30 protein-coding genes are annotated in these 20,651 nt (G+C 65.7%); 8 read left to right on the forward strand and 22 right to left on the reverse strand.

Annotated features, from left to right (window positions below; translation table 11 throughout):
• Positions 1-10: 10 nt before the first annotated feature.
• Positions 11-1,006 (reverse strand): tRNA dihydrouridine(20/20a) synthase DusA, encoded by a 996-nt coding sequence (gene dusA, locus ACMHYJ_RS03425; protein WP_414244789.1) that lies wholly within the window; start codon positions 1,004-1,006, stop codon positions 11-13.
• Between the two features lie 7 nt (positions 1,007-1,013).
• On the reverse strand, positions 1,014-1,265 hold the full coding sequence (locus ACMHYJ_RS03430) for a hypothetical protein (RefSeq protein ID WP_414244790.1): 252 nt from the start codon (positions 1,263-1,265) through the stop codon (positions 1,014-1,016).
• Between ACMHYJ_RS03430 and ACMHYJ_RS03435 the strand changes: the two genes are divergently transcribed.
• Positions 1,264-2,244, forward strand: coding sequence for a homoserine kinase (locus ACMHYJ_RS03435; RefSeq protein ID WP_414244791.1), 981 nt, complete (start codon positions 1,264-1,266; stop codon positions 2,242-2,244). The two genes, ACMHYJ_RS03430 and ACMHYJ_RS03435, sit on opposite strands and share 2 nt — an antisense overlap.
• Positions 2,241-3,023 carry a BPSS1780 family membrane protein gene (locus ACMHYJ_RS03440; protein ID WP_414244792.1) on the forward strand — a complete coding sequence of 261 codons (783 nt, stop codon included), beginning with the start codon at positions 2,241-2,243 and terminating at the stop codon, positions 3,021-3,023. The genes ACMHYJ_RS03435 and ACMHYJ_RS03440 overlap by 4 nt, the downstream gene beginning before the upstream one ends.
• On the opposite strand, the gene ACMHYJ_RS03445 is transcribed toward ACMHYJ_RS03440, so the two are convergent.
• From ACMHYJ_RS03445 to ACMHYJ_RS03490, 10 genes are all read right to left on the reverse strand, one after another.
• Positions 2,987-3,307: a DUF192 domain-containing protein gene (locus ACMHYJ_RS03445; protein WP_414244793.1), complete on the reverse strand. Its 321-nt coding sequence runs from the start codon at positions 3,305-3,307 to the stop codon at positions 2,987-2,989. The genes ACMHYJ_RS03440 and ACMHYJ_RS03445 overlap by 37 nt on opposite strands.
• Positions 3,308-3,378: 71 nt before the next feature.
• Positions 3,379-4,239 (reverse strand): type II secretion system F family protein, encoded by an 861-nt coding sequence (locus ACMHYJ_RS03450; RefSeq protein WP_414244794.1) that lies wholly within the window; start codon positions 4,237-4,239, stop codon positions 3,379-3,381.
• Between the two features lie 101 nt (positions 4,240-4,340).
• A complete protein-coding gene (locus ACMHYJ_RS03455; protein ID WP_414244795.1) occupies positions 4,341-5,189 on the reverse strand; it encodes a type II secretion system F family protein in 849 nt (282 codons plus the stop codon).
• A complete protein-coding gene (locus tag ACMHYJ_RS03460) occupies positions 5,189-6,937 on the reverse strand; it encodes an ATPase, T2SS/T4P/T4SS family (RefSeq protein WP_414244796.1) in 1,749 nt (582 codons plus the stop codon). The genes ACMHYJ_RS03455 and ACMHYJ_RS03460 overlap by 1 nt, the downstream gene beginning before the upstream one ends.
• A gap of 14 nt (positions 6,938-6,951) precedes the next feature.
• On the reverse strand, positions 6,952-8,457 hold the full coding sequence (locus ACMHYJ_RS03465) for a type II and III secretion system protein family protein (protein WP_414244797.1): 1,506 nt from the start codon (positions 8,455-8,457) through the stop codon (positions 6,952-6,954).
• Positions 8,454-9,482, reverse strand: a complete 1,029-nt coding sequence (gene cpaB, locus ACMHYJ_RS03470; protein ID WP_414244798.1) for a Flp pilus assembly protein CpaB — start codon at positions 9,480-9,482, stop codon at positions 8,454-8,456. Before cpaB ends, ACMHYJ_RS03465 begins: the two co-directional genes overlap by 4 nt.
• Complete coding sequence (locus ACMHYJ_RS03475; protein ID WP_414244799.1) at positions 9,479-10,168, reverse strand: hypothetical protein; 690 nt, start codon at positions 10,166-10,168, stop codon at positions 9,479-9,481. The genes cpaB and ACMHYJ_RS03475 overlap by 4 nt, the downstream gene beginning before the upstream one ends.
• A gap of 11 nt (positions 10,169-10,179) precedes the next feature.
• Complete coding sequence (locus tag ACMHYJ_RS03480; RefSeq protein WP_414244800.1) at positions 10,180-10,899, reverse strand: hypothetical protein; 720 nt, start codon at positions 10,897-10,899, stop codon at positions 10,180-10,182.
• 1 nt (position 10,900) lies between these two features.
• Complete coding sequence (locus ACMHYJ_RS03485) at positions 10,901-12,202, reverse strand: hypothetical protein (RefSeq protein WP_414244801.1); 1,302 nt, start codon at positions 12,200-12,202, stop codon at positions 10,901-10,903.
• 49 nt (positions 12,203-12,251) lie between these two features.
• Positions 12,252-12,512, reverse strand: coding sequence for a hypothetical protein (locus ACMHYJ_RS03490; RefSeq protein WP_414244844.1), 261 nt, complete (start codon positions 12,510-12,512; stop codon positions 12,252-12,254).
• A 202-nt stretch (positions 12,513-12,714) separates the two neighbouring features.
• On the opposite strand from ACMHYJ_RS03490, the gene ACMHYJ_RS03495 reads away from it, so the two are divergent.
• From ACMHYJ_RS03495 to ACMHYJ_RS03515, 5 genes are all read left to right on the forward strand, one after another.
• Positions 12,715-13,083, forward strand: coding sequence for a hypothetical protein (locus tag ACMHYJ_RS03495; RefSeq protein WP_414244802.1), 369 nt, complete (start codon positions 12,715-12,717; stop codon positions 13,081-13,083).
• Positions 13,084-13,175: 92 nt separating this feature from the next.
• Positions 13,176-13,472, forward strand: coding sequence for a hypothetical protein (locus tag ACMHYJ_RS03500; protein ID WP_414244803.1), 297 nt, complete (start codon positions 13,176-13,178; stop codon positions 13,470-13,472).
• Positions 13,473-13,573: 101 nt separating this feature from the next.
• Entirely contained in the window at positions 13,574-13,729 is a 156-nt protein-coding gene (locus ACMHYJ_RS03505; RefSeq protein WP_414244804.1) for a hypothetical protein, read from the forward strand.
• Positions 13,730-13,763: 34 nt separating this feature from the next.
• Entirely contained in the window at positions 13,764-14,045 is a 282-nt protein-coding gene (locus ACMHYJ_RS03510) for an XRE family transcriptional regulator (RefSeq protein ID WP_414244805.1), read from the forward strand.
• A 137-nt stretch (positions 14,046-14,182) separates the two neighbouring features.
• Entirely contained in the window at positions 14,183-14,653 is a 471-nt protein-coding gene (locus ACMHYJ_RS03515; protein ID WP_414244806.1) for a hypothetical protein, read from the forward strand.
• 35 nt (positions 14,654-14,688) lie between these two features.
• Here ACMHYJ_RS03515 and ACMHYJ_RS03520 read toward each other — a convergent pair whose 3' ends face one another.
• The 4 genes from ACMHYJ_RS03520 to ACMHYJ_RS03535 are packed head-to-tail and all read right to left on the reverse strand — an operon-like array spanning position 14,689 to position 16,239.
• The gene (locus tag ACMHYJ_RS03520; RefSeq protein ID WP_414244807.1) at positions 14,689-15,192 is read right to left on the reverse strand and encodes a DUF2514 family protein; all 504 of its coding nucleotides are present in this window, start codon (positions 15,190-15,192) and stop codon (positions 14,689-14,691) included.
• On the reverse strand, positions 15,189-15,635 hold the full coding sequence (locus ACMHYJ_RS03525; RefSeq protein WP_414244808.1) for a D-Ala-D-Ala carboxypeptidase family metallohydrolase: 447 nt from the start codon (positions 15,633-15,635) through the stop codon (positions 15,189-15,191). Before ACMHYJ_RS03525 ends, ACMHYJ_RS03520 begins: the two co-directional genes overlap by 4 nt.
• Entirely contained in the window at positions 15,626-15,913 is a 288-nt protein-coding gene (locus tag ACMHYJ_RS03530) for a hypothetical protein (RefSeq protein ID WP_414244809.1), read from the reverse strand. Before ACMHYJ_RS03530 ends, ACMHYJ_RS03525 begins: the two co-directional genes overlap by 10 nt.
• The gene (locus ACMHYJ_RS03535; protein ID WP_414244810.1) at positions 15,913-16,239 is read right to left on the reverse strand and encodes a hypothetical protein; all 327 of its coding nucleotides are present in this window, start codon (positions 16,237-16,239) and stop codon (positions 15,913-15,915) included. The genes ACMHYJ_RS03530 and ACMHYJ_RS03535 overlap by 1 nt, the downstream gene beginning before the upstream one ends.
• Before the next feature lie 86 nt (positions 16,240-16,325).
• Here ACMHYJ_RS03535 and ACMHYJ_RS03540 point away from each other — a divergent pair, with 86 nt between their 5' ends.
• Positions 16,326-16,985, forward strand: coding sequence for an ATP-dependent Clp protease proteolytic subunit (locus ACMHYJ_RS03540; protein ID WP_414244811.1), 660 nt, complete (start codon positions 16,326-16,328; stop codon positions 16,983-16,985).
• Here ACMHYJ_RS03540 and ACMHYJ_RS03545 read toward each other — a convergent pair.
• The 6 genes from ACMHYJ_RS03545 to ACMHYJ_RS03570 all read right to left on the reverse strand — a co-directional run.
• Positions 16,982-17,380: a hypothetical protein gene (locus ACMHYJ_RS03545; protein WP_414244812.1), complete on the reverse strand. Its 399-nt coding sequence runs from the start codon at positions 17,378-17,380 to the stop codon at positions 16,982-16,984. The two genes, ACMHYJ_RS03540 and ACMHYJ_RS03545, sit on opposite strands and share 4 nt — an antisense overlap.
• Positions 17,377-17,805 (reverse strand): hypothetical protein, encoded by a 429-nt coding sequence (locus ACMHYJ_RS03550; RefSeq protein ID WP_414244813.1) that lies wholly within the window; start codon positions 17,803-17,805, stop codon positions 17,377-17,379. Before ACMHYJ_RS03550 ends, ACMHYJ_RS03545 begins: the two co-directional genes overlap by 4 nt.
• Positions 17,805-18,752, reverse strand: coding sequence for a hypothetical protein (locus ACMHYJ_RS03555; RefSeq protein WP_414244814.1), 948 nt, complete (start codon positions 18,750-18,752; stop codon positions 17,805-17,807). The genes ACMHYJ_RS03550 and ACMHYJ_RS03555 overlap by 1 nt, the downstream gene beginning before the upstream one ends.
• Positions 18,749-19,531 carry a hypothetical protein gene (locus ACMHYJ_RS03560; RefSeq protein ID WP_414244815.1) on the reverse strand — a complete coding sequence of 261 codons (783 nt, stop codon included), beginning with the start codon at positions 19,529-19,531 and terminating at the stop codon, positions 18,749-18,751. Before ACMHYJ_RS03560 ends, ACMHYJ_RS03555 begins: the two co-directional genes overlap by 4 nt.
• Positions 19,531-20,448: a hypothetical protein gene (locus tag ACMHYJ_RS03565; RefSeq protein WP_414244816.1), complete on the reverse strand. Its 918-nt coding sequence runs from the start codon at positions 20,446-20,448 to the stop codon at positions 19,531-19,533. The genes ACMHYJ_RS03560 and ACMHYJ_RS03565 overlap by 1 nt, the downstream gene beginning before the upstream one ends.
• A gap of 11 nt (positions 20,449-20,459) precedes the next feature.
• A partial coding sequence (locus tag ACMHYJ_RS03570; RefSeq protein WP_414244817.1) for a hypothetical protein occupies positions 20,460-20,651 on the reverse strand: 192 nt, incomplete at its 5' end.

Below are 20,651 nucleotides of genomic sequence, written 5' to 3' on the forward strand. Positions count from 1 at the left end.
TGACGGGCCGTCACGCGGCCTGCAAGGCGGCCCAGGCGTCGCGCAGCACGGCCGGGCCACCGGCCTTCAGGGCCGCCGGGTCGGACAGCCGCCGCCGCCATTGCCGCGCGCCGGCCCGGCCCATGCGCCAGCCCAGCAGGCCGCGCACCAGGATATGCATGGGCACGCCTTGCGCGTGCTGGGTTTCGGCATAGGCCGCAAAGCGATCCAGAACGGTTTGGTTGAACGCGGCGTCTTCGGCGGCCAACCCCGCATCCCAGGCCGCGGCCCCGGCATCCAGGTGCCGTCCCAACTGCGCCAGGATATCCGGGTGGTGCCAGGCCGCCCGCCCCAGCATCACGCCATCCAGCTGCCGCATCCAGTCCAGGCAGGCGGGGCCATCGGCCAGGCCGCCGTTCAACACGATGGCGGCCTCGGGGAAATCCTGCTTCAGCCGCAGGACTTCGGCGTAGCGCAAAGGCGGTTTTTCGCGGTTGTCCTTGGGCGACAGGCCCTTCAGCACCGCATTGCGCGCATGGGCGACGAACACCCGGCAGCCGGCATCGAACAGTTGCCCCACGAAATCGCGCACGAAGCCGTAGGATTCATCGTAGTCCAGCCCCAGGCGGTGCTTGACCGTAATCGGCACGGACACGGCGTCCTGCATGGCGCGCACGCAATCGGCCACCAGCCCGGGCTCGGCCATCAGGCAAGCGCCAAAGGCCCCGCGCTGGACTCTTTCGGACGGGCAGCCGCAATTGAGATTGATTTCATCGTAGCCCCAGCGCTGGCCCAGGCGCGCCGCCCGGGCCAGCGCGTCGGGTTCGCTGCCCCCCAGCTGCAGAGCCACGGGATGTTCGGCGGCATCGTAGTCCAGGTGACGGGCGGCATCCCCATGCAGCAAGGCCCCCGTGGTGATCATTTCCGTATATAAACGGGCCTTGGGGGCCAACAACCGATGAAAATACCGACAGTGACGATCCGTGACGTCGATCATCGGGGCCACGCACAAATGCCAATCCGCCATGACTTGCCTATTCAGAAACAACGGCCATTTTAACTTCAGCGGCGCGATCCGTGCCGACGGCCGGCACGGGAACAATCGCGTGGCGGGCACGGGAACGATAAGATGGCCGATGCGGGAGCGATCGCGTGGCCGGCATGGGAATAATGGGATGGCCGATGCGGGCACGATAAAGCGGCGATCCCTTTGCTTGCTTGGTTTGGTCTAAAATGTCGCGCTGATTCAATCTGATAGCAACCGGGCAACCGGCTGCTTGCGCCATGGCCGTATTTACTTCTGTTTCCGAAGACGACGCCCGTCTGCTGCTGCAACGCTACAACCTGGGCGACCTGGTCACGCTGCGCGGCATCACCGCCGGTATCGAAAACACCAACTATTTTCTGGACACCACCCAAGGCGCTTATGTGCTGACCCTGTTCGAGGTGCTGACGGCGGCGCAACTGCCGTTCTACATCGAACTGATGCACCATCTGGCGGCCCGGGGCGTCCCGGTGCCGCAGCCGCAGACCTTGCGCGACGGCACCCGTCTGACCGAACTGCACGGCAAGCCAGCGGCCATCGTCACCCGACTGAAGGGCGGCTACGAGCCCGAGCCCGGCCCGGCCCATTGCGCCCTGGCCGGGGCCACGCTGGCGCAGGCCCATCTGGCCGCGCAGGATTTCACGCTGCAACAGCCCAATCTGCGCGGGCTGCCCTGGTGGCGGGAAACCGCCCCCAAAGTGCTGCCCTTCCTGGACGCGGAGCAAGCGGCCCTACTGCGGCACAGCCTGCGGGAGCAGGTCGATTTTGCCGCCGACGGCCGCCTGGCGGCGCTGCCCGCGGGCCCGGCGCACTGCGATCTGTTCCGGGACAACGTGCTGTTTGACGGCACTTTCGATTCGCCGCACATGGGCGGATTCATCGACTTTTACTTTGCCGGCTGCGATACTTGGCTGTTTGACGTCGCGGTCAGCGTGAACGACTGGTGCATCCAGCGGCAAACCGGGGCCTTCGTGCGCCGCCGGCTGCAGGCTTGGCTGCAGGCCTATCATGCGGTGCGCCCCTTCACCCCGGCCGAATACGCCGCCTGGCCGGTGGTGCTGCGGGCGGCGGCCCTGCGGTTCTGGGTTTCCCGGCTGTACGATTTTTACCTGCCCCGCCCAGCCCAGACGCTGAAGCCCCACGACCCGCGCCATTTTCAGCGGATCTTGCAATTGCGCAGCACCCAGGCCGCCCCCGCATTGCCACAGGCCAGCGCATGAACCCCGTCAACCTGCAAGCCGCCATTCTGCCCGTCAACGCGGGCTGGGGTTGGATCATCCAGGGCTACGCCCTGTGCCGGCGACAGCCTTCCGCCATGCTGTTCTGGAGCGTCGCCACCAGTTTCCTGATCAACCTGGGCTCGATCATCCCGTTGCTGGGCCAGATGATTCTGATCGTCCTGACCCCCCTGCTGACTTTCCTGACCCTGTGCGCGGGCCGCCACCTGAGCCAGGGCCAGCGCATGCTGCCCGGCATGTGGCTGGCCCCGGCGACAACGCCCGGAACCACCCCCACCCTGCTGCGTCTGGGCCTGGTGTATTTCGCCTGCTCGGTATTGGCCGCCTTCGCGGCCGTGCTGCCCTTCATGGCCCAGTTGCTGGCCGCCATGGGGGGGCAGGCCCAGCCCGACTACACCGCCCTGGCTCAGGCCATGACCGGCCCGCTGGTGCTGTTCGGCGCTTTCTACGTGGTCTTGTCGGCCCTGTTCTGGCACGCCCCGGCCCTGATGGGCTGGCACCGGCTGCCGCTGCGCCGGGCCCTGTTTTATTCCATGGTGGCCTGCTGGCGCAACAAGTGGCCCATCGTCCTGTACGCCGGCACCTGGGCCGCCGTATTCTACGGCGCGCATCTGCTGTTGGATGCCCTGGCGGGCACGGGCCTGCCGGCGAACCTGCTGGCGTGGAGCTCGCTGCTGCTGGACATCGTGGTGACCGCCTTGCTGTACAGCACGTTCTACCCCATCTACGCCACCATATTCAGGGACGCCCAGGCCAGTTGAATCCTGGCCCGCCAGCCAGACTGGCCGCAGTAGGCCGCGGGCAGCTCGATGACGGCCTCGGCCCGCCCGCACCAGACCAGCCGGTTGGGCGCCAAAGACGGCACGCACCGCACAACCCCGCCCCGGGCATCGACGAACACCACATCCAGGGGCTGCGCCAAGCCCCCGGTATGCACCGCCTTGCAGCGCCTGAACACCAGCCCCCAGGGCTGATCGCCCCAGGCGGGCCAGGCATGCAGGCCCCGCAACCGCGGGCCAAAGCCATGGGCCAGACGCAAAGACAAGACATGCGGCCGGCGGCACCACGCCGGCGAGTCTCTCGGCCCGCCGCCCGGCGGCCGCCAGAGCAGCCGGTTCACAAGCCCGCATCCATGAGCTTCACCGCCACAGGAAAGCCGATCACCAGAAACGTGCAGGGAAAAATGCACAGCACCATCGGAAACAGCATCTTGACGGGCGCCTGCAAGGCCAGGGTCTCGGCGCGCAAAAAACGTTCGCTGCGCTGACGCTCGGCCTGGGCGCGCAGCACCGGCCCGAGGCTCATGCCCAAGTGATCGGCCTGCGCCAGGGACAGCACCAGGCTGCGCACACCCGGCAGATCCGTCCAATCCGCCCATTGGGCCAGCCAGTCGGCGCGCCCCAGCCCGGTGCGCTCCAGCGCGAAGGCATCGCGCAGGCTTTGACGCAAAGGCCCGGCAGGCGCGTGATCGGCCACTTGGCGCAGGGACGCCTGCAGACTGAGCCCCGCCTCGACGCACAGCGTCATGAGATCCAGCATGAACGGCAGCTCACGCAGCATGCGCTGGCGCCGCGCAGCGGCCCGGCGGCGCAGAAATTGGTTGGGCCAGAGAAAAGCGGCGAGCGCCAGGGCCGCCGACCACAACGGCACGAACCGCCAGGACAGGCCGAACCCGGCGGCGATCAGCGCGCCGATCCCCAGGCCCAAGGCTGCCAACAACACCCGGGCCGCCAGCCAGTGCTCGGCCCGCCAGGCGTCCGCCAGGCCGGCGCGAGGCCCCCATTGCCGCAAATGACGGCGCATGGCCCAGCTGACCCAGGGCGCGCACCAGGGAGCCAGCGCCCGCACCCAGGGCCACCAGAATGCCCGCCGATCCCGACCGGCGGCCCCCTCGCCGGCCCAGGGCCAACCCAACACCCAGCACGACAAACTCACGGCGACCCCTACCAGGGCCAATCCCAACCAGAACCCGATCATTCCCGTTCTCCTTTCCCTTCACTGATATGCCCGCCGATGGACGATGCGACAGTGGTTTACCCATCAGTGGCTTGTATTTCACTGACTTATGCGTCAACGGCTTATACGTCAATGGCCACCAGACGGCGTATCCAGACAATCCCCGCGATTTCCAGCCCCGCGATCAAGAGCAGCACCAGCCAGCCATACCAGGTTTGCCACATCAAGGCCATGGCTTCGGGTTCCAGCTGGCTCAGTATCAGCATCAGGCACACGGGCAGACCGGCCATGACCTGGCTTTGCATGCGCCCCTGAGCCGTCAGGGCCTGGACGCGCCCCAACCAATGCTGCCGCGCCCGCAGCGTCCGGGCAATGCTTTCCAAGGTATCGGCCAGGCCGCCGCCCGTCTGGGCCGCCACCCCCAACGCCGACACCACCAGGCCGCAAGACTCGGTCGGCAGGCGCTGGCGCAGATTGTGCAGGGCCTCATGCAGCCCCAGCCCCAGGCGCTGTTCGCGCAGCATCAAGGCGAACTCTTGCGACAGGGGCGGCTGCGACTGCGCCACGATATGCTGCAAAGCGGGCTGCAGGCCCGACCCCGCGCGCAGCGCGCCCGCCAGGGCCTGCGCCAACTCTGGCAGCTGCGCATCGAACGCGCGCGCCCGCCGCCGCCGCATCTGCTTCAACAGCAAAGCAGGCGCCAGCAACAGGCCCAGCAGCACGGGCGGCACCGCCCACCAACGCCCCACCAGCCAAGCCGCCAACACCAGCGCGGCGCCGCCCGCCCACCACAGGGCCGGCCGCAGCTGAACCACGTCCAGGAACAAAAAACTGGCGTCCAGCGTCTGCCGGGCGTCTTCCTGCAAACGCCGCGCATAAGCCTGCCAGGCGCGTCCTGCGCGCGCCAGCAGCAGCCAGGCCCCCACCGTCACGGCCCCGCCAATCAATAGAATCAGGCTGCCTTCCAGCATTACCCGGCTCCTGGATCGGCCGGCGCATCGACGGCCAGAGCCGCCCGGCCCTGGCGCACGGTGCGCTGGGTGAACAATTGCAGATCCAGGGCGCCGGGCCCGGTAAAGCCTTCGGGCATGAGGCCGCAACCCGTGAACACCGCCGGCGGACCCGGCTGGGCGGTAAAGAGCTCCTGCAGCTGGATGCGGCCGCCTTCCATCCCGGTGACCTGCACGATGGCGCTGACCAGCCGGCGGCCATCCGCCGCCCGGATCAGTTGCGCGATGATCTCGATGCTGGCGGCGATATGCTCGCGCACCGCCGCCAGCGGCAAGTCCATGCCGGCCATCAGGATCATGGTTTCCAGGCGGCCCAGGGCATCGCGCGGGCTGTTGGCGTGCAGCGTGGTCAAGGATCCCTCATGCCCCGTGTTCATGGCCGCCAGCATGTCAAAGGCTTCCGCCCCCCGGCACTCGCCCACCACGATGCGATCCGGGCGCATGCGCAGGGCGTTGCGCACCAGATCGCGGATCTGCACCTGGCCGCGTCCCTCCAGGTTGGCGGGACGCGCTTCCAGGCTGACCAAGTGACGGTGGTTCAGGCGCAGCTCGGCCGCATCCTCGATGGTGATGATCCGCTCGCCCGGGGGAATCGCATTCGACAGAATGTTCAGCAGACTGGTCTTGCCCGAGCCCGTCCCGCCGGAGACAAGCAGGTTTTTCCGGTGCCGCACGCAATGGCGCAGGAATTGGGCCATGGCCTCGTCCAGGGCCCCCACGGCCAGCAAATCCGGCATATCCAGGCGGCGCCGGGGAAACTTGCGAATGGTCAGGCTGGCCCCGCGCAGGGCGATGGGCGCGATCACCGCATTCACCCGCGAACCGTCGCGCAAACGGGCATCCACCATGGGGGCGCTGTCGTCGATCCGCCGCCCGATCGGCGCCACGATCCGCTCCAGGACACCCAACACGGCCTGTTCGCTGCTGAAGCTGGATGGATCCCGCTCCAGGCGTCCCGCCCGCTCGACAAAAATCTCGTCATGCCGGTTGACCATGATTTCAGTCACACCGGCGTCCGCCAGCAAGGGTTCCAATGGCCCCAGGCCCACGGCTTCGTTCACCAGCTCGCGCACCATCCAGGCCCGATCCAGTTCAGGCGGCACATGATCTTCCGCGTCAATGCACTGGCTCAGAATCCGAGTCGCCTCGGCGCGCAGCGCCGCGTCGCTCATGCCGGCGATATCCCGGCGCTTCAGTTGCAGGGCCTGGATCAGGTGGTCGTGCAGCCGGCGCCGCAATGCCGTCCAGGCCGGCGGCGACGCCGGGCGCTCCTGCGGCATCGGATCGGCCGCGGCCGCCGCGTCAGGCGCCGGCGCCGCCTCGGCCCGGTCTGATCCGCCCCCATGGCCGGCGGCGCCCGGTGCGGGCTCGGTGGCCGGCGACGCCGCCGCATGGGCCGGATCACCGCCCGGCCCATCCAGCACGCGGGCATGGATCAAGCAGGGGCCGATCACCAGTTCGTCGCTGGGCAGCAAAGGGCCGTAGGATGCCACCCGCTGGCCGTTGACCTGGGAACCGAACAAAGAGCCGCCGTCCTCCAGCCACAGATCGCCGTCGCGCAGCAACAGCCGGGCATGATGGCGGGCCACGCGCCACGCCTTCAAGACCAGGCCGCAATCCGCCTCCCGGCCGATCTGCAGAGGCAAGCGATGCCGCCGCTGCTGGCGCTGGCCGTCTTCATAGTGCAAGTCCAAGACGATATGGTTCATGCGTGCTCCTGGTTTCAGGGTTTGGGCGGGATGCCCGGCAGGGGCAAAACCGGGTCGGGCGGCAAGGCCGGGACAGGCGCAGGCGCAGCGGCGACCCCCGGGATCGAGCCCAATGAGGCGGCCGTTGCCGCCGAATGCCACTGCGACCCGGGCCCGCGAGCCCAGGGGTTCCAGGCGGCGCGGCCGGCCGCCGGCTCGGGGCCGGCGGCCTGGATCGGACGGATCAGCGCAGGCGGCTGGGGAAACGCCTGCGTCAGGATGGCATCGGCCCGCGCCACCCGCGCGCGCACGCCGGGATGGTCGGCGGTCACCAACTGCGGGGTCACCAGCACGGCCAGCTCGGTCTCGTTGCGCTGGAAACGGACGGAACGAAACAAGGCCCCCAGCACGGGCAAAGCGCCCAGCCCAGGCACCCGATCCACATTGTCGGCGGTGTCGCGCGAGAGAAAACCCGCCAGCACCAGGGTCTGCCCCGAGCGGACATTGAACTCCGTGGCCGTGCGCCGCGTTTTCAGGGACGGCCCCCCCGGCACCGACAACGCCGTGTCGATCGAGCTGACCTCGACTTCCAGGCGTGAGCGCACCGCGCCGCTGCGCTCGACCGAAGGCGTGATGCGCAGGGACACCCCATAGGGCTTGAAAGCCGTCTGAGTGTTGCCATTGCGATCCACCGTGCTGTAGGGCACCTCGCCGCCCGCCAGGAATTCCGCCGTGGCGCCGCTGCGCGCCAGCAGTTGCGGCTGGGCCAGCACCACCGCCCGCCCTTCCTGGGCCAGGAGGTTGATCTTGGCCGACAACAGGGCGTTGACCCCGAAGTACCCCGCCGCCCCGGCCGCCGGGAAGGCCAGGGGGACGACGGACTCTCCCGGGCGGTCGGCAAAGCGCCGCGACCCGGCATCCCACCCTGCCCCGGCCTGCACACCGCCTTCGGGCTGCGGCGACCAGCGCAACCCCAGTTCGCGCATCAGGCTTTTGGGCACTTCCACCACCTGCACGTCCAACAGAACCATTTGATCCCAGCCCACCGTGCCGGTGAAATCCAGCAATTGCGGATAACGGCGCCCGAGTTCGCCCAGGCGCTGGCGATCCGCATCCGACAAGGCATCGCCTTCGATGAGCAATTTATCGCCCAGGCGGGTGATTTTCGCCCCGGGAATGCGCTCGATGACCGAACGCAGCTCATCCTGCAACTGCCGGCTGCCTTCGGGCGCGACCGCCACGGCATAGCGCTGAACCTGGCCATCGGCGGTCCAGGTGTGCACGGTCGTAAACCCCGGCTTGCGGGCAAACAGAATCACTTCGCGGTCGTCGGTGCTGACCGCATTGAGCAACTGGCCATCGCCCACCGCGACCCGCGCCACCCCGGGAATCCCCAGCACCCGAACCTCGCCCACCTGCAACGCGATCAGGGTCTCGGTCATGGTTTCCGCATGCGCGGGGGCCAGCAGCGGCAAGAGCAGGCAAACCACCCGGCCCAGGCCCCAGGCGCGGGACATCCGTATCCGGCGCGGGCGGCTCATGGCTGATTCTCCTGAGCGGCGTCCTCGTCCCCGCCCAAAGCGGCGGCCAGGTCGCCCGGCGGCGCGGCCGCCGCCAAGGCGCTGTGCTGCTTGTCCAGCAGCCAGGCCGGCGCCAGCCCGGCGGCGACAGATTGCGCCCAGGCCGCGCTGAGGGCCTGCTGGACAGGCAAGTCAAACAACCCGTTGCCCGGTGCCAGATCCGGTTTTTGCGGCAGCGCCCAGGCCGGCATCCCGCGCGCGGTGGATTCGCCATACAGAATGACCGCCTTGCGGGCCGGCTTCGGCGCGGGGGCGCTGACCCCCAGCAAGGCGGCCAGATCGCCGCGCGATGCCCGCCGGTCGGCCTGCGCATCCTCGGGGTGGCGCAAAATGGCTGTCAAACTGCCCGCCTGGCGCGCCGCCACCAGCTTCACGACATCCTCCGGCGCGGCATCCAGCGTCACGGTGGAATACGAGGAATCGTCGCCGGTGGCCTCGTTCAAGCGGGTTTCGCGGCCTGTCGCCAGCACCAGCACCCCTTGCAGCAGCGGCGCGGTCAGACGCTTGCGCCGATGGTCGAACGACACGTACAAATCAATCAAATCCCCCGGCTGCAACAAGCCGGACAAAGCATTGACCTGGTCGACCGGCAGCGTGATGGCGCGCCGGCCCGGGGCCAGCTGGGCGGAAAAACTGGCCTGCGGCCGGCGCACATGGGCGGCCACGAAGGCATCGCCCGCCTGCAGGCGCGTCGTCAACAGCTGCCCTTCCAGATCGGCATAGCGCGTCACCGGCACCGTGTCGCGGCCAACCCACTGGGCGGGGAAACTGCGGATCGCCAGGTGTTCGGGCAGCAGGCGGGTGCCCATGGGCAGATCGTGGGCGGCCACGATGCGTTCGACCATGGGCAGGCGCGCCTGAGCCTCGGCCTGCTGCACGCGCGCACGCACGTGCAGCGCCAGAAACAGCGCCGCCAGCAGCCCGGCGCCCAACGCCAGGCCGCCCAGGATCACGGGCCGGGGAATACGCGGGACAGGTGTTTTCATGAGGGTTCCTTCGGTCGATGCCAAAAGGTCAAGGCAATGGAAGCGGGCCGCGCCACCAGAGCGACGGTCAAGGCGCCTTCCCGCGGGTGACGCCACTCGGCGGCCCAGGCGGCGGACGCGTCGCCGGCATCGGGCCGCCAGCCGTGCGCGCGCAAGGCCCGGTGCACACTGGCCCGAACCTGGCGCAGCGTCCCTGGACAATCGAAACTGGCCCAGGACACGGCATCCGCCGAGGCCCCGTCGGCCAGCTGGAAAACCCGGCGGGCGCCACCCGGCGCCAGGCGGGCGGGATCGAAGCGCCAGGGCCGGAGCGCCGGCGCCAGCCGGGACACCTGGCCGATCGTCCCCCGCCCCTGGGCGCGCAGTTGTACCAGCCAATGGCGCCGCCGATCCGTCCCGGACAGAAACCAGGCGCCCGCGGAAAACTGCAGGCGCGTCAGCCGCGAACCGGCCGCCCGGCTGAGTCGGGCCGCCGCCTGGGCCGGCGGCAGCGGCGCCCGGAACTGGCGCACCATGAGTTGCGCCCGGGGCCAATGAAACTGCTGCGCGGCAGACCAGCGCCAATCGGCCAGCGCGGTATCGCGGGACGGATCCCAGTCCGCGGGCACGGGCGCGGCCAGCGCGGCCCCCGAGGCAAGGCAGGCCACGAGCAGCCCTAATGCGCGCCATGCGAATCGCATGCTCATGAATTGCACGCTCATGGCGCCTCCCCGGGGCCAAGGTGATGTTCAGGCAGCGCGGCGGCCCAGGGCCGCACCCAATCCCAGACGGGACGCGCCCGGCCCCAGGCGGCGTCCACGCCCTGCAATCGGGCATCCATTGCCTGGCCCAGCGACAGGGAGGATTGCGCCCAACGGCCCCAGGCATGCGGACTGTCTTCCAGCACCGCCTGTACGGCCTCGTCGTCCTGCGCCGCCCCCGCGCCGCGCAAAATCGAAGTCTGACGCCGCCACGACAGGGCCTGGCGGTCAAAGCCGCGCAGGCTGTCCGTCCAGGCGTCGTGCCCTTGCGTCTGGACGCCCGCTTGCGCGCGCGCCACGGCGATGTCCCCCAGCCGCAGCTCGGCGCGCAGCGCGCCGGTGTCTCGAATCGGGTCGCCGACCTGCTGATCGGGGACGACCGGACTGTCCGCCACGGCGACCCAGGCGGGTGTCCGCAGCAAATCCGACCCTTGCCGGGTCTGCCACCGCTGCCCGGCGGCGTTCAGTTCCAACGCGGCCTCGTCCGTCAAGGCCTGCGCCGTCAACCCCTGATGGGCATACGCAAACGCCGCCCGGCGGCTGGCATGCAAAAGCTGCAAATCCACATCCTGCAAACGGCCGAGCCACGCCACGGCCAGCCACAAACTGGCCAGACAGCCAAACACCACCAGGGTCTCGGCCAGGGCTTGCCCGGCCTGCCGCGCGCCATGCCGCATGTCAGTCTCCTGGAAGCTGGAACAAAGGCGCCGCCAGGCGCGCATGCCAATAAGGATGAAACAGATTGGGGGCCTCATCCCGGCCATCGGCCCGGCGCCGGGGCCGGGAAAACAGACTTTCCGCCGCGCTGCGGGCATGCACCGTCATGCCCGCCTGGCTGGGCAGCCGGAGCGTCAGGACAAAGCCCGCCGCAGCCTGCGGGCCCTGACCCGGCGCGACGTCCGGGTAATCCGGCAAGCCCCGGGATGCCCAGGGCTGCCGGTTGGCCAGGGCATAAGAGTTGCCCAGCGGATTGTCCGCCCGGCCCAGCAAATCCCACTCGGTGGCGGCCTGCACCCAACGCCAGAAATCCTGGTCGGCAAAATTTTCCGGGGGATTGTCCACGTGCTCGCCCGCCATCGCCTGCCCCTCGCCAGCGGGCAGCCAGGCCCAGCCCATGACGTATTCGCGGTAGTAGCAGCCCACCCACTTATTGGATCGCAAGGCATGAAAGGACTCGGTGTCGCCGGCCTGCCAGCGGCCCTGTTCGTCCAGGGCGGTGCCGCCCCGGCGCCGCAATTCATGCCGCAGGTGGGGGCAGCGCGCGGAAACGACCCAAGGGCTGCTGGCCGTGTGGTCACGCGGATCCAGGAAACGGTAGAGTTTGGCCAGATCCCGCACCAGCGTCGTCAACGGGGCGTCCGCCGGGTGGAAACGCACCAGGCCGGGCCAGGCATCGGCGGACAAGACCGGCTGCAGATCCTGGGCCGGGATTTCTGGATAGTGCGCCCGCAGCACGGCCTGAATCGCGGCCATCCGGGCATCCGGCAGGTCGCGCACCAGACTGCGCGCCAATCCCCGGGCATAGTCGTGCACAAAGGATTCGTGGGCAGCATAGGCCTGGCCCGCCGGGCCGCCGGATCCGGCCTGCAGATCCATGCCCGTGGCGGCGGCGGCCGACAGATAGGCTTGGCCGTGAGCCGGCCCGAACAGCATGCCGATCAGGTAGGCCGGCGGATTGCCCTGGGCCAGGCGGCCAGCCTGCGTGCCACCGAAATGCGCCCAGCTGCCCAAGGTGATCAGATGCGCCATGGCCACCTGGTGGGCCAACTGGGCGCGATTCAGGTAAGCCAGGAAATTCAGCGTGCGGGCCTGCACCAGGGCGCCGCTATAGGCCGCCGCATCCAGGCCATGCACCATGCGGGTCTTGGCGGCCACCACCTGGCCGCCCGCGAAATAGCGCAACCAGGCCAGGGCCAGCAGGCCCGCCAGCAGCAGGCCCAGCACTAGCACCTGGCCGCGCTGCCCCCGATGGGGTTGCAACGGCTCGGGATCAGGCCGCGCCGGAAGGAGAATCGCCCGGGCCGCCATGTCACTGTCCCGCCGCCGCATTGCCGGTAAAGGACTTCAAGGTCTTGGCGGCGGTCTGGGCCGCTGCGAACTCGGCCGCGGTCTGCGCCATGCGCGATTGCTCGGTGCCATCTTCGCCTGCGATTTCACGGGCCATGGCGGCCGTCTGGGCGCGGATCACTTGCCCCAGCAACTGGTAGACGGCGATGGCCGCCACAGCCACCAGGGCGACCACGATGATATATTCCACCAATTGATTTAAAAAGAAACCTATCACTTTGATTTATAATCGTTATTTGTCTTTTATTGTCCAATTCATAGCGTCACCAATGGTGTCATAAGTCGTTGATTCGGCTGAATGTGGTTTGTGATATTGGACAGCCACCGGCCCGCCCCAGCGCGGGCTTTTTTGCGTCCCCACCGGCACGCCCGTCAGTTGCGTCGACCGATCCCGCATGTTGCGATTCCAGGCTTTTGGAGTCGAAATGCAACGAGACAAAATGAGCGAGATTCAGGCCGAAGACCGAACCCTGCGCAGTGACGATTTTGGGGCCTGGCAGGTGGCCGCCATGGAATCCGGCATGCCCCCGGCTGAAATCGAGGCCGTGGCCGCCGTGCGCCTGCGCTTTCTGAGCGCCGCTGCGGTCGTGGACGAAGTGCTGGGCGACACACGCACGCAAACGGCCAGCTTCGCCGCAGCCGCAGCCGCGTTCTGGGAACTGTATGCGCAGCCGTTCGATGTCACACACCTGCTGTTGATGTCTCGTGACAACAAGCAGATCAATGCATACCGGTACGGCAGCCAGCCGGGCGAGCGAGACTATCTGGGATCTGGGTCTGATCTAACTCAGTAGCCACGCGCTCGGGAACGATCCTGGCTGTCGAACCTGATGACAGATGCTCCCAAATAACTGTATAAATACACAGTTAATTTAAGGAGTCAGCCATGTACACGATCACCCTTCAAGATGCCCCCGCCGATCTGCCGGAGAAGGCCCGCCAGGAAGCCGAACGCCGGTTTCAGCGAACCCTTGAACGAGCCTTAGGCGGGCCGGATGCCGTGCTTGCCGCTTACCGGGCCTGGGCTACTGCCGAAGACACGGCAGCAGATGAAATGAGCGCCGAGGATGTAGCGCTGGCCAAGCGATGGATCGCAGCGGCTACGCGGGCACGGGATGATGCATTTCAGGCCATGGGGGAGACCGAGGCTTGGTTTGAGGTGCGGGTGGAAAAGCAAGGGTAAATACTGTATTCCCCCATTGACACAATAGCACCAAAGGGGCTATTATTCATACATGGGCAGCGCACTGGGCGCGACCCGAAAGCCTCAGAGAGGAAACCAACATGGTAAAGAATATGGATCAGAGGAAGGTTGAAGCGGAAATCGCCAAACTGATGGCCGAAACCGCAAAGATCAACGCAGAAGCCCGGTGGTATCCGATTGTGGTTGCCGCGGGCCTTTTAGGCGCGGCCATCACATTCACAAAACTCTTTCTCTAATCATAAAGGCCCCGGAAATCGGGGCTTTTCTATCATGAAAACCATCCAGCACTACATCGCCCCGTCCACGCAAGACCTGTCCGATCTGAAGACTGATCTTGGGTATACCAGCGTGCAGATGGCCGATCTGGCCGGGGTTTCCGGTGGCAACCAGTGGCGCAAGTACACCGGCGGCGCGACCCCGCGAGAACTCGGGCCGCATTACCTGTTTTTCCTGGCTGCCCGGCTCGAACTGAGCGACGACGAACTGAGCCGGGTGCTGGACAAAATGCGCGAAATCGGCGGACGGTTTGAGTTCGGGGAATCTGGTTCGTGACGGCCATAGCCAACTGATTTTCAGGCTTGGTTGCCACGGTGCGCTGACAACCAGGCGCGGGCATACCCTGGGAGACAGCAGCGGGGTTTGGGGTTAGGATGTGAACATTGTTAATGCTCAATAAAAAGGAATAAATAATGGAAAGCACGTCTGCCGGCCCAACCCAAGGCTTAATAAAACATTGCCTGCAATTCTACTCAACGGGCGATCGCGCGGCGCGTAACGGAATACCCGCCAATGAGAAACAAGTTACCGAAATTACTGACTTCATTAAACAAGGGCTACTGGTCTTCGCAAACACCAATAAACTGCCCCTGCGTTCGAATAAGTTATCAAATCTCGCACACGATGAATTCGACCCGAATAACGCAGACGATATAGTCGCTCTCATTTTTGAGGTATTTGTAGAGCAAAATCAAAATTCGAGAATTTTGCATGATCGCAATGCCTTAATGGGCGAGATAGGGCATCGTGCAAAGATGTACCTCTTTGGCTCGAGCGGCGAGATCACTAACAATCGAGCGGACGGAATCCATGAGAAGACCTACGGGGAAGCGAAAAAAAGATATGAGGAAACTCTTGAAAAATTCCATAGACGTCCGTTCTGAGAGCGATTTATTCAATTACGGTGACTCGCCACCCCTCACTCCAACCCTCCATACCCCCTTTCGCAAGCCAACCCCGCTATTCGGAGCCGGTCAGCGTATCGGCTGATGTCTCGACCAGCTGCGTCCATCCCACTGAGCAGCCCGACGAGCAGATCAAGGGTATCGGCACCTGACTGACCTTGGCCTCCTGCGGCAGCGGCGGTGTCGCGGGCACGACGTTGTAGCTGGGTAAGCTGCCCGCGCAGCCGGTCAGCAGCAGCACGGGCAGAATCAGCGTCAGCCAGCGCGGCGGCAGTTTGTGTTTTTGCATCATTGATCACCCCTTCTCTTGCGGCCCAGCGGGCCTGTTCTGTGGTCCTGGCAAGCTGTGTGGCGTCGGCCAGTTGTTGGGCCTGGTCGCGCTCCATGCCGGCCACAGCGGCATCCCCGCGCCAGCCCTGCACCGTCCACGCCGCAGGCCCGGCCAGCACAGCCCCCAGCAGCAACGCGACGGCGTAGCCCTTCCACCCGGCCAGCGTCTTGAGCGCGGCGGCGATCATGCGATCACCACAATGCCGCGCTGATACCCCCGGCCCGAGCGCCAGGACAGCACCTCGCGGCGCATCCGATCCCCTACCCCCAGGTGCACCCAATGCGTTCTGGTCTGCTCGAAAATCAGCTGATCGAATTCCAGCGCGGAATCCGCAATGGCCTGGGCCACGGCCTGGTCAGGCCCGAAGCCGGGGCAGTGGAAGTCAGCGGCCAGGCCCTCGCAGTGGCTGGACGTGGCCGAGCCGTCCACGGCAGCATTGAGCGCCGGCGACCGGTAGCCAGACGTGATGATGATCGGATGGCCCAACAGCGCCCGAACACCTTCCAGCGTGACCGCCAGGACGTGCAGGTTGGCCAGGTGGTGGCGCGTCGGGGTATTGTCGACACCCAGGCGCCGAGCGGTGTCCGACCGGGTAAATTCGGCCAGGGCAAAGTGTTGTGTCAGTTGCATTTGCGAATCCTCCGCTTGATGTGACGGCGCACCGGACGGCACGCCTTGATCCAGTAGCAGCGGGCGGCCAGGCCCGCCGCCGCGACCGCGAACACGGTTTCCGACCGATCCACCGTTTCCGGCAGAATCCAACCCCAGGCCGCGCACGCAATCGACGCGAAACACAGGACAATCAGGCTGAATTTGCCCAATACGCCTTCAGCGACGTGTGGCCGCATGACGGCCCAGCAGCAGGCCAGCGCAATCAACAGGTGCGCGGATATGAATACGATGACCATCACGACCCCCGATTGAAAAAACGGCGGACAATATCCTGGATCAGGCCCCACCAGTCGGCCTTTTGCAAGGTGTGCATGACACCACCCAGGCCCGCCCAGCCGAACAGGCCGACGAGAAATGACATGCCCGGAACCCACCCCGGGGGCATGCCGACGAACTCCATGATCGGCCACGTCAGCAGTGCCGCTGATGCCGTCCCTGTGGCCACCATTGCCAAGCGTTGCTGCCAGGTGAAGCCTTTGACCCACTGCATCGAAAGTGCAGCCCCCAACACCCCGGCGGCCCAAGACCCCAGCGTGGTGCTGTCGATGTCCGGTATTTGCATGCGCCCTCCTTTCGGGCAAAAAAGCCCCCAGCGGGGCGTAAAAAAACCGGCTGGGCCGGTGTCAGTCTGGTGCGCATACGCACCGCGTGTTACAAGATATCAACGTTTTTTTTTCGGCCATAGCCATGGATACACCACCCGAACAGCAAGCCGCCACACCCCAGAACGTTCCGTCCGTGCGGCCACACATCATCCACATGGCTTGTCCAGTGACACAGACATCGGTGCAGGTCTTGCACAACGTCACGCTTGGAGCGATAGCCCAAGGCGCAACGTCGATTGACTTGAGAATGTCAAGCGAAGGCGGCAATCTGGCGGCTGGATTTGCTGCCTACGGACTGCTGACATCGCTGCCAATCCCGGTCCATACGCACAACAATGGGAACGTGGAATCAGTTGCCGTATTGATATACCTGGCCGGATCAGAGCGCACTGTCGCCGCGCACGGCAGGTTTGTCCTTCACCCCCTGAATTGGGCGCTTGGCAACGGCAGCGTTGATCACAGTCGCCTCATCGAGTGGAGCGACAGCCTGAACTTCGACCGGAATAGGTATTGCGCGATCTTCCAACAAGCGACACAGGGCGCTGAGTCTCCGATCGATGTTTTGCAATGTCTCAAGAATGAGGCGCTCATTATTGGGCCCGCCGCCGCCCGGGCTGCCGGAATAACTACTCGGGCAGTTTCCACAGATAGCCATACACTTCCCTCTGAAAATATCGTTCATTGGTGGGTTGATCGGTTCTAAACCGGCCAACTTTGCGGCCCAAGCCACCGCACGGCCGGGGGATAAAGCCAGCGCATCCATGCCGGGGCGTCGGCCAACTCAGCCGCGAACACCGCGACCGAAGCATCCCGCGTCAGGCCCGGTATCTGATGCCGAAACTGACACAGCGCGTCGTGAAAACAAGAAGCCCGCCAAGCAGCGGGCCTCCCATCGTCCATCAGCGGGCCATCGGGCGGCCCAAGCCATCGGCGGGTGCCGGGGATGCGGATAGCGGGGCTGCAGCCGTCCCAGGCGTAACCTTCTCGCACGCAGATCAAGCCGTGCTCAATCGTCAGCCAACGGTTGTTGAAACGGATGCTGGCCAGGGCCTGATGTCGGGCGATGGCTGGGCGGGCCAGGATGTAGCGCCAGGTCATAGATCACCCTCCGGCTGGGGCAGGCCCTTTTGGTAGCGCTCGTTATCGGTCGTGTGCGGGTTCAGGACGTCGGCCTGGATTTCCGGGGTCAGCGCCTCGATGGTCGTGCCCAGATAGCCCACAAACTGCTGCACGTCGGGCCGATTCAGGTCGATGTATTTGCGCACCTGGGTATCTCGCACCAGGGCTTGCACCGTGGGATCAGCAGACGCCAGCACCGGGATTTTTGCTGCGCCGAACCGGTCGTAGAACGCGCCGACTTCGATCCATTGATATTCGGGACCAGCCTTGTCCCAGGTAAAAACCTCGGGTTCGGGCTCGGGCACCAAGAGGTAGGTCCCAGGATATTTGGATTCAACATACGGCTCGTCGGCAACGATCGTGTTGATGACGGTTTCGCCGTCCAGGATTTGATAAGTGCCCATTATTCCAACTCCTCGATGATTACCAGCCCTTGCCCGCCGTCGCCGGCGAAGCCTTGTGTTCCTTTTTTGCCGCCACCACCGCCGCCGATAAGGGATGACCCGGCGGTCGGCGCCGAGACTCCACCGCCACCACCACCACCACAAAACCCCCCATCGTTACCGCTCCCTCCGCCGCCGCCCGATGATCCGGCCACGCCGCCATTGCCACCGCAAAATGCCGGTGCGTAAGCGCCGGATTGATTATTAACCCACGCCTCGGTGGAAATGCCGAAAGGCGCAATTGCGGGCATGGAGACCAAGGGGGCGCCGACCTCCGAAGAAATACCTTGGCCCAAACTGAGGATGCCGATAATAGCCCCCCCGCCACGTCGGGCATGACCAGCATCTCCCATGGAACTCGACGGAGACCCGCATCCAGCGCCGCCAGTCGTGCCGTATTCGCCATCCACCCCATTCCCCGCAGATACGGCCGCAACGTCCAGCCCGTAGATATTGACTGCACCGCCGCCACAACCGCCGCCAGCAGACCCAGAACCAGTCCCAGCGGTTCCACCGGTCCCGCCGGTAAAGCCGCCATCGACATACCCCCCAACGCCACCCGTGACGCCATCGGCGCCCTTCGCGCCGTAAGCGGTAATCGTCAGGCCGTTGGCAGAGAATGACGTGTCACCCCCATCGCGCGTCGATGCGGTGCCGCCGCCAATGCCGCCGGCGCCAATTTCGATGGTAACGATGTCGCCCGCCTTCAGGCGCACTTTTTTTCGATGCAAAAAAGCACCACCGCCACCGCCACCGCCACCGCTACCGCTACTTCCGCCACCGCCCGCGCCGATCATTGAGATCAGATAATCGGCCGTCCTGACCGATTGGAAGACGGTTGACCCGGCAAAAATGCGGGTGCACACAGTGCCCGAACCCCCACCCAAAAACTGACTGATATTGCTCATACGAGTACCCACCCTCGAATAGGATTGATGAAAAGAAAATCAACACTCAGATACTGAATATCGAGCGTCATGGATTCGGACTCGCCCATGATCGGGCTGCCGTTGCCGGCCACTACCGGCGGCTCATCTGCCCATGTCGCTGCGCCATCGAACAGAGACACCCGATCCCCAGCAGCGGGATCAGCGGGCAGCGTCACAGTCACAGGCCCGCCGGACGTGTCGATGCAAACGACATCGAATGCCAGCAAATCAGCATCGACAGTGACGGTGTACGGAGCACGGCCGCGCCATCGGACGGCGCCCGCGCTATCGACGGCCAGCACAGCGCCTGACGGCAACGGATGCGGAAGACTGCCGCCAGCGGCCGCCGCCGCGTCCCAGGCGCTGCTGGCCGCAGACTCGGCATCAGCGGCGTGGGACTTTGACGACTTGCTGCCCGGGGCCGGTGGCGTGTCGGACTCGGCCCAGGCCCTCGCTTTTGCGGCTTCGGCTTCGGCCTTTGTCACCTCCGCCTTGGCCTTCCCCACTTCCTCTGCTGCGGCCGTCACGCTGCCGGAGGCTTGCCCGGCGCTGCCCGCAGCATGCCCGGCCTGTTCAAATGCTGCTGTGGCGTTGTTCTTGACGTTCGCTGCCACGGCGTCCATGGCATTGGGCAAATCGGTGGCCGCGTAGTCGAAAAATCCGTCAGCGCGCTCCTCGAAGGTGTTCGGGTCACTGCGCTGCGGCGTGGGCGGTGCCGCCGGCATCGGGGGCGGCGGCAAAATCGGGGTATCAGCCATCAGATAAATCCTCGTATCGTCAATTCCAGTTGCACAAAAGCGGAATGCGGGTAACTCATATTCGAGCTGACCGCTTGCCCGAACCCCCGAATCCCTTCAAATTTCGCCGCATCGTCAGGCAGCCAGACGGCGGGCGATTTCATGGCGCGATCCATGAAGCGGGCCACACGCGGCGCATCGTCCGGCTCAACGATGACGGTGTAGGACTGATCGCGGGTCACAACCCCGCCCGTGCCGCCTGTCGGCCCCCAGGTGTCATCCAGCTTGCGGGCGGAGTAGTTGCGATGCTGTGTGGACGGCTCCCACAAAGTCCTGCCCAGCGTTTCGGAGCGATCCATGGCGATCATGCCGACGCTTGCCGTGCCGGTGGTCACCAGCGTGATCGTGACGCGTGCCCGCCGATACGCGGGGATGCCGGTAAAGGCCACGTCGGTTGCATCCGAAAACGGCGCAAACCACCAATCCCACCAGGACGTCACGGGTTTGCGCAGGGACTTGGTTTCGTCGTAGACCACCGGGCCGCCATCGCCGTTGGTCGCCACGACCCGCACGGCGCTGACAAACTTCAGCCCGCCCAGCCAGACATCCGTGATAATCCCTGGCTGCAGCACCATGACCAGCGATTCCCCGTCCGGGCCGACCGTGACCGTGGATAATTTGCCGTCGAACGCCCCCCACTGATTCATCGGGCCAATGGCCTGCCACTTGGGGATTTGGTTGTTGGCTATGTCGTCTTCGGGCGGCTCGGTTTCTGTGTCCGCCACCGCGTAGACGGCGCGGTAAAGCGCGTTCAGATCGGATCGGGCCACGATCTTGCCGGCGGCGTAGGCCGTGTTGGCTACCCATTCGGATTGACCGTCCAGCAGGGCCGGGGCATTGGTGGACACCAGCTCGTCCGACCCAATTTCCTTCATCAACAAGACTCTCATTACGCAGTCACCAAATCAGTCGTTTGCCCAACAATGACGGTCGGCACCGGGGTACTGGGCGCCACGCGAACCGTTGCGGGCTCGGCATCGCCGTCTGCCAAGCGGCGGGTGTTTTCCGCGCCCGCGCCCGTGTTTTTGTCGATCCGTGCCAGCACCTGACTCAACTCCTGGCGCAATGCCCGGACTTCCTC

It is taken from the genome of Castellaniella hirudinis (assembly GCF_047468865.1).
GTDB lineage: Bacteria > Pseudomonadota > Gammaproteobacteria > Burkholderiales > Burkholderiaceae_B > Castellaniella > Castellaniella hirudinis_A.

Coding starts and splice junctions, on each gene's coding strand:
- dusA (WP_414244789.1), bottom strand. CDS start 1,006: ATGGCGGATTGGCATTTGTGCGTGGCCCCGATGATCGACGTCACGGAT.
- ACMHYJ_RS03435 (WP_414244791.1), top strand. CDS start 1,264: ATGGCCGTATTTACTTCTGTTTCCGAAGACGACGCCCGTCTGCTGCTG.
- ACMHYJ_RS03430 (WP_414244790.1), bottom strand. CDS start 1,265: ATGGCGCAAGCAGCCGGTTGCCCGGTTGCTATCAGATTGAATCAGCGC.
- ACMHYJ_RS03440 (WP_414244792.1), top strand. CDS start 2,241: ATGAACCCCGTCAACCTGCAAGCCGCCATTCTGCCCGTCAACGCGGGC.
- ACMHYJ_RS03450 (WP_414244794.1), bottom strand. CDS start 4,239: ATGATCGGGTTCTGGTTGGGATTGGCCCTGGTAGGGGTCGCCGTGAGT.
- ACMHYJ_RS03455 (WP_414244795.1), bottom strand. CDS start 5,189: ATGCTGGAAGGCAGCCTGATTCTATTGATTGGCGGGGCCGTGACGGTG.
- ACMHYJ_RS03460 (WP_414244796.1), bottom strand. CDS start 6,937: ATGAACCATATCGTCTTGGACTTGCACTATGAAGACGGCCAGCGCCAG.
- ACMHYJ_RS03465 (WP_414244797.1), bottom strand. CDS start 8,457: ATGAGCCGCCCGCGCCGGATACGGATGTCCCGCGCCTGGGGCCTGGGC.
- cpaB (WP_414244798.1), bottom strand. CDS start 9,482: ATGAAAACACCTGTCCCGCGTATTCCCCGGCCCGTGATCCTGGGCGGC.
- ACMHYJ_RS03475 (WP_414244799.1), bottom strand. CDS start 10,168: ATGAGCATGCGATTCGCATGGCGCGCATTAGGGCTGCTCGTGGCCTGC.
- ACMHYJ_RS03480 (WP_414244800.1), bottom strand. CDS start 10,899: ATGCGGCATGGCGCGCGGCAGGCCGGGCAAGCCCTGGCCGAGACCCTG.
- ACMHYJ_RS03495 (WP_414244802.1), top strand. CDS start 12,715: ATGCAACGAGACAAAATGAGCGAGATTCAGGCCGAAGACCGAACCCTG.
- ACMHYJ_RS03500 (WP_414244803.1), top strand. CDS start 13,176: ATGTACACGATCACCCTTCAAGATGCCCCCGCCGATCTGCCGGAGAAG.
- ACMHYJ_RS03505 (WP_414244804.1), top strand. CDS start 13,574: ATGGTAAAGAATATGGATCAGAGGAAGGTTGAAGCGGAAATCGCCAAA.
- ACMHYJ_RS03510 (WP_414244805.1), top strand. CDS start 13,764: ATGAAAACCATCCAGCACTACATCGCCCCGTCCACGCAAGACCTGTCC.
- ACMHYJ_RS03515 (WP_414244806.1), top strand. CDS start 14,183: ATGGAAAGCACGTCTGCCGGCCCAACCCAAGGCTTAATAAAACATTGC.
- ACMHYJ_RS03520 (WP_414244807.1), bottom strand. CDS start 15,192: ATGATCGCCGCCGCGCTCAAGACGCTGGCCGGGTGGAAGGGCTACGCC.
- ACMHYJ_RS03525 (WP_414244808.1), bottom strand. CDS start 15,635: ATGCAACTGACACAACACTTTGCCCTGGCCGAATTTACCCGGTCGGAC.
- ACMHYJ_RS03530 (WP_414244809.1), bottom strand. CDS start 15,913: ATGGTCATCGTATTCATATCCGCGCACCTGTTGATTGCGCTGGCCTGC.
- ACMHYJ_RS03535 (WP_414244810.1), bottom strand. CDS start 16,239: ATGCAAATACCGGACATCGACAGCACCACGCTGGGGTCTTGGGCCGCC.
- ACMHYJ_RS03545 (WP_414244812.1), bottom strand. CDS start 17,380: ATGACCTGGCGCTACATCCTGGCCCGCCCAGCCATCGCCCGACATCAG.
- ACMHYJ_RS03550 (WP_414244813.1), bottom strand. CDS start 17,805: ATGGGCACTTATCAAATCCTGGACGGCGAAACCGTCATCAACACGATC.
- ACMHYJ_RS03555 (WP_414244814.1), bottom strand. CDS start 18,752: ATGAGCAATATCAGTCAGTTTTTGGGTGGGGGTTCGGGCACTGTGTGC.
- ACMHYJ_RS03560 (WP_414244815.1), bottom strand. CDS start 19,531: ATGGCTGATACCCCGATTTTGCCGCCGCCCCCGATGCCGGCGGCACCG.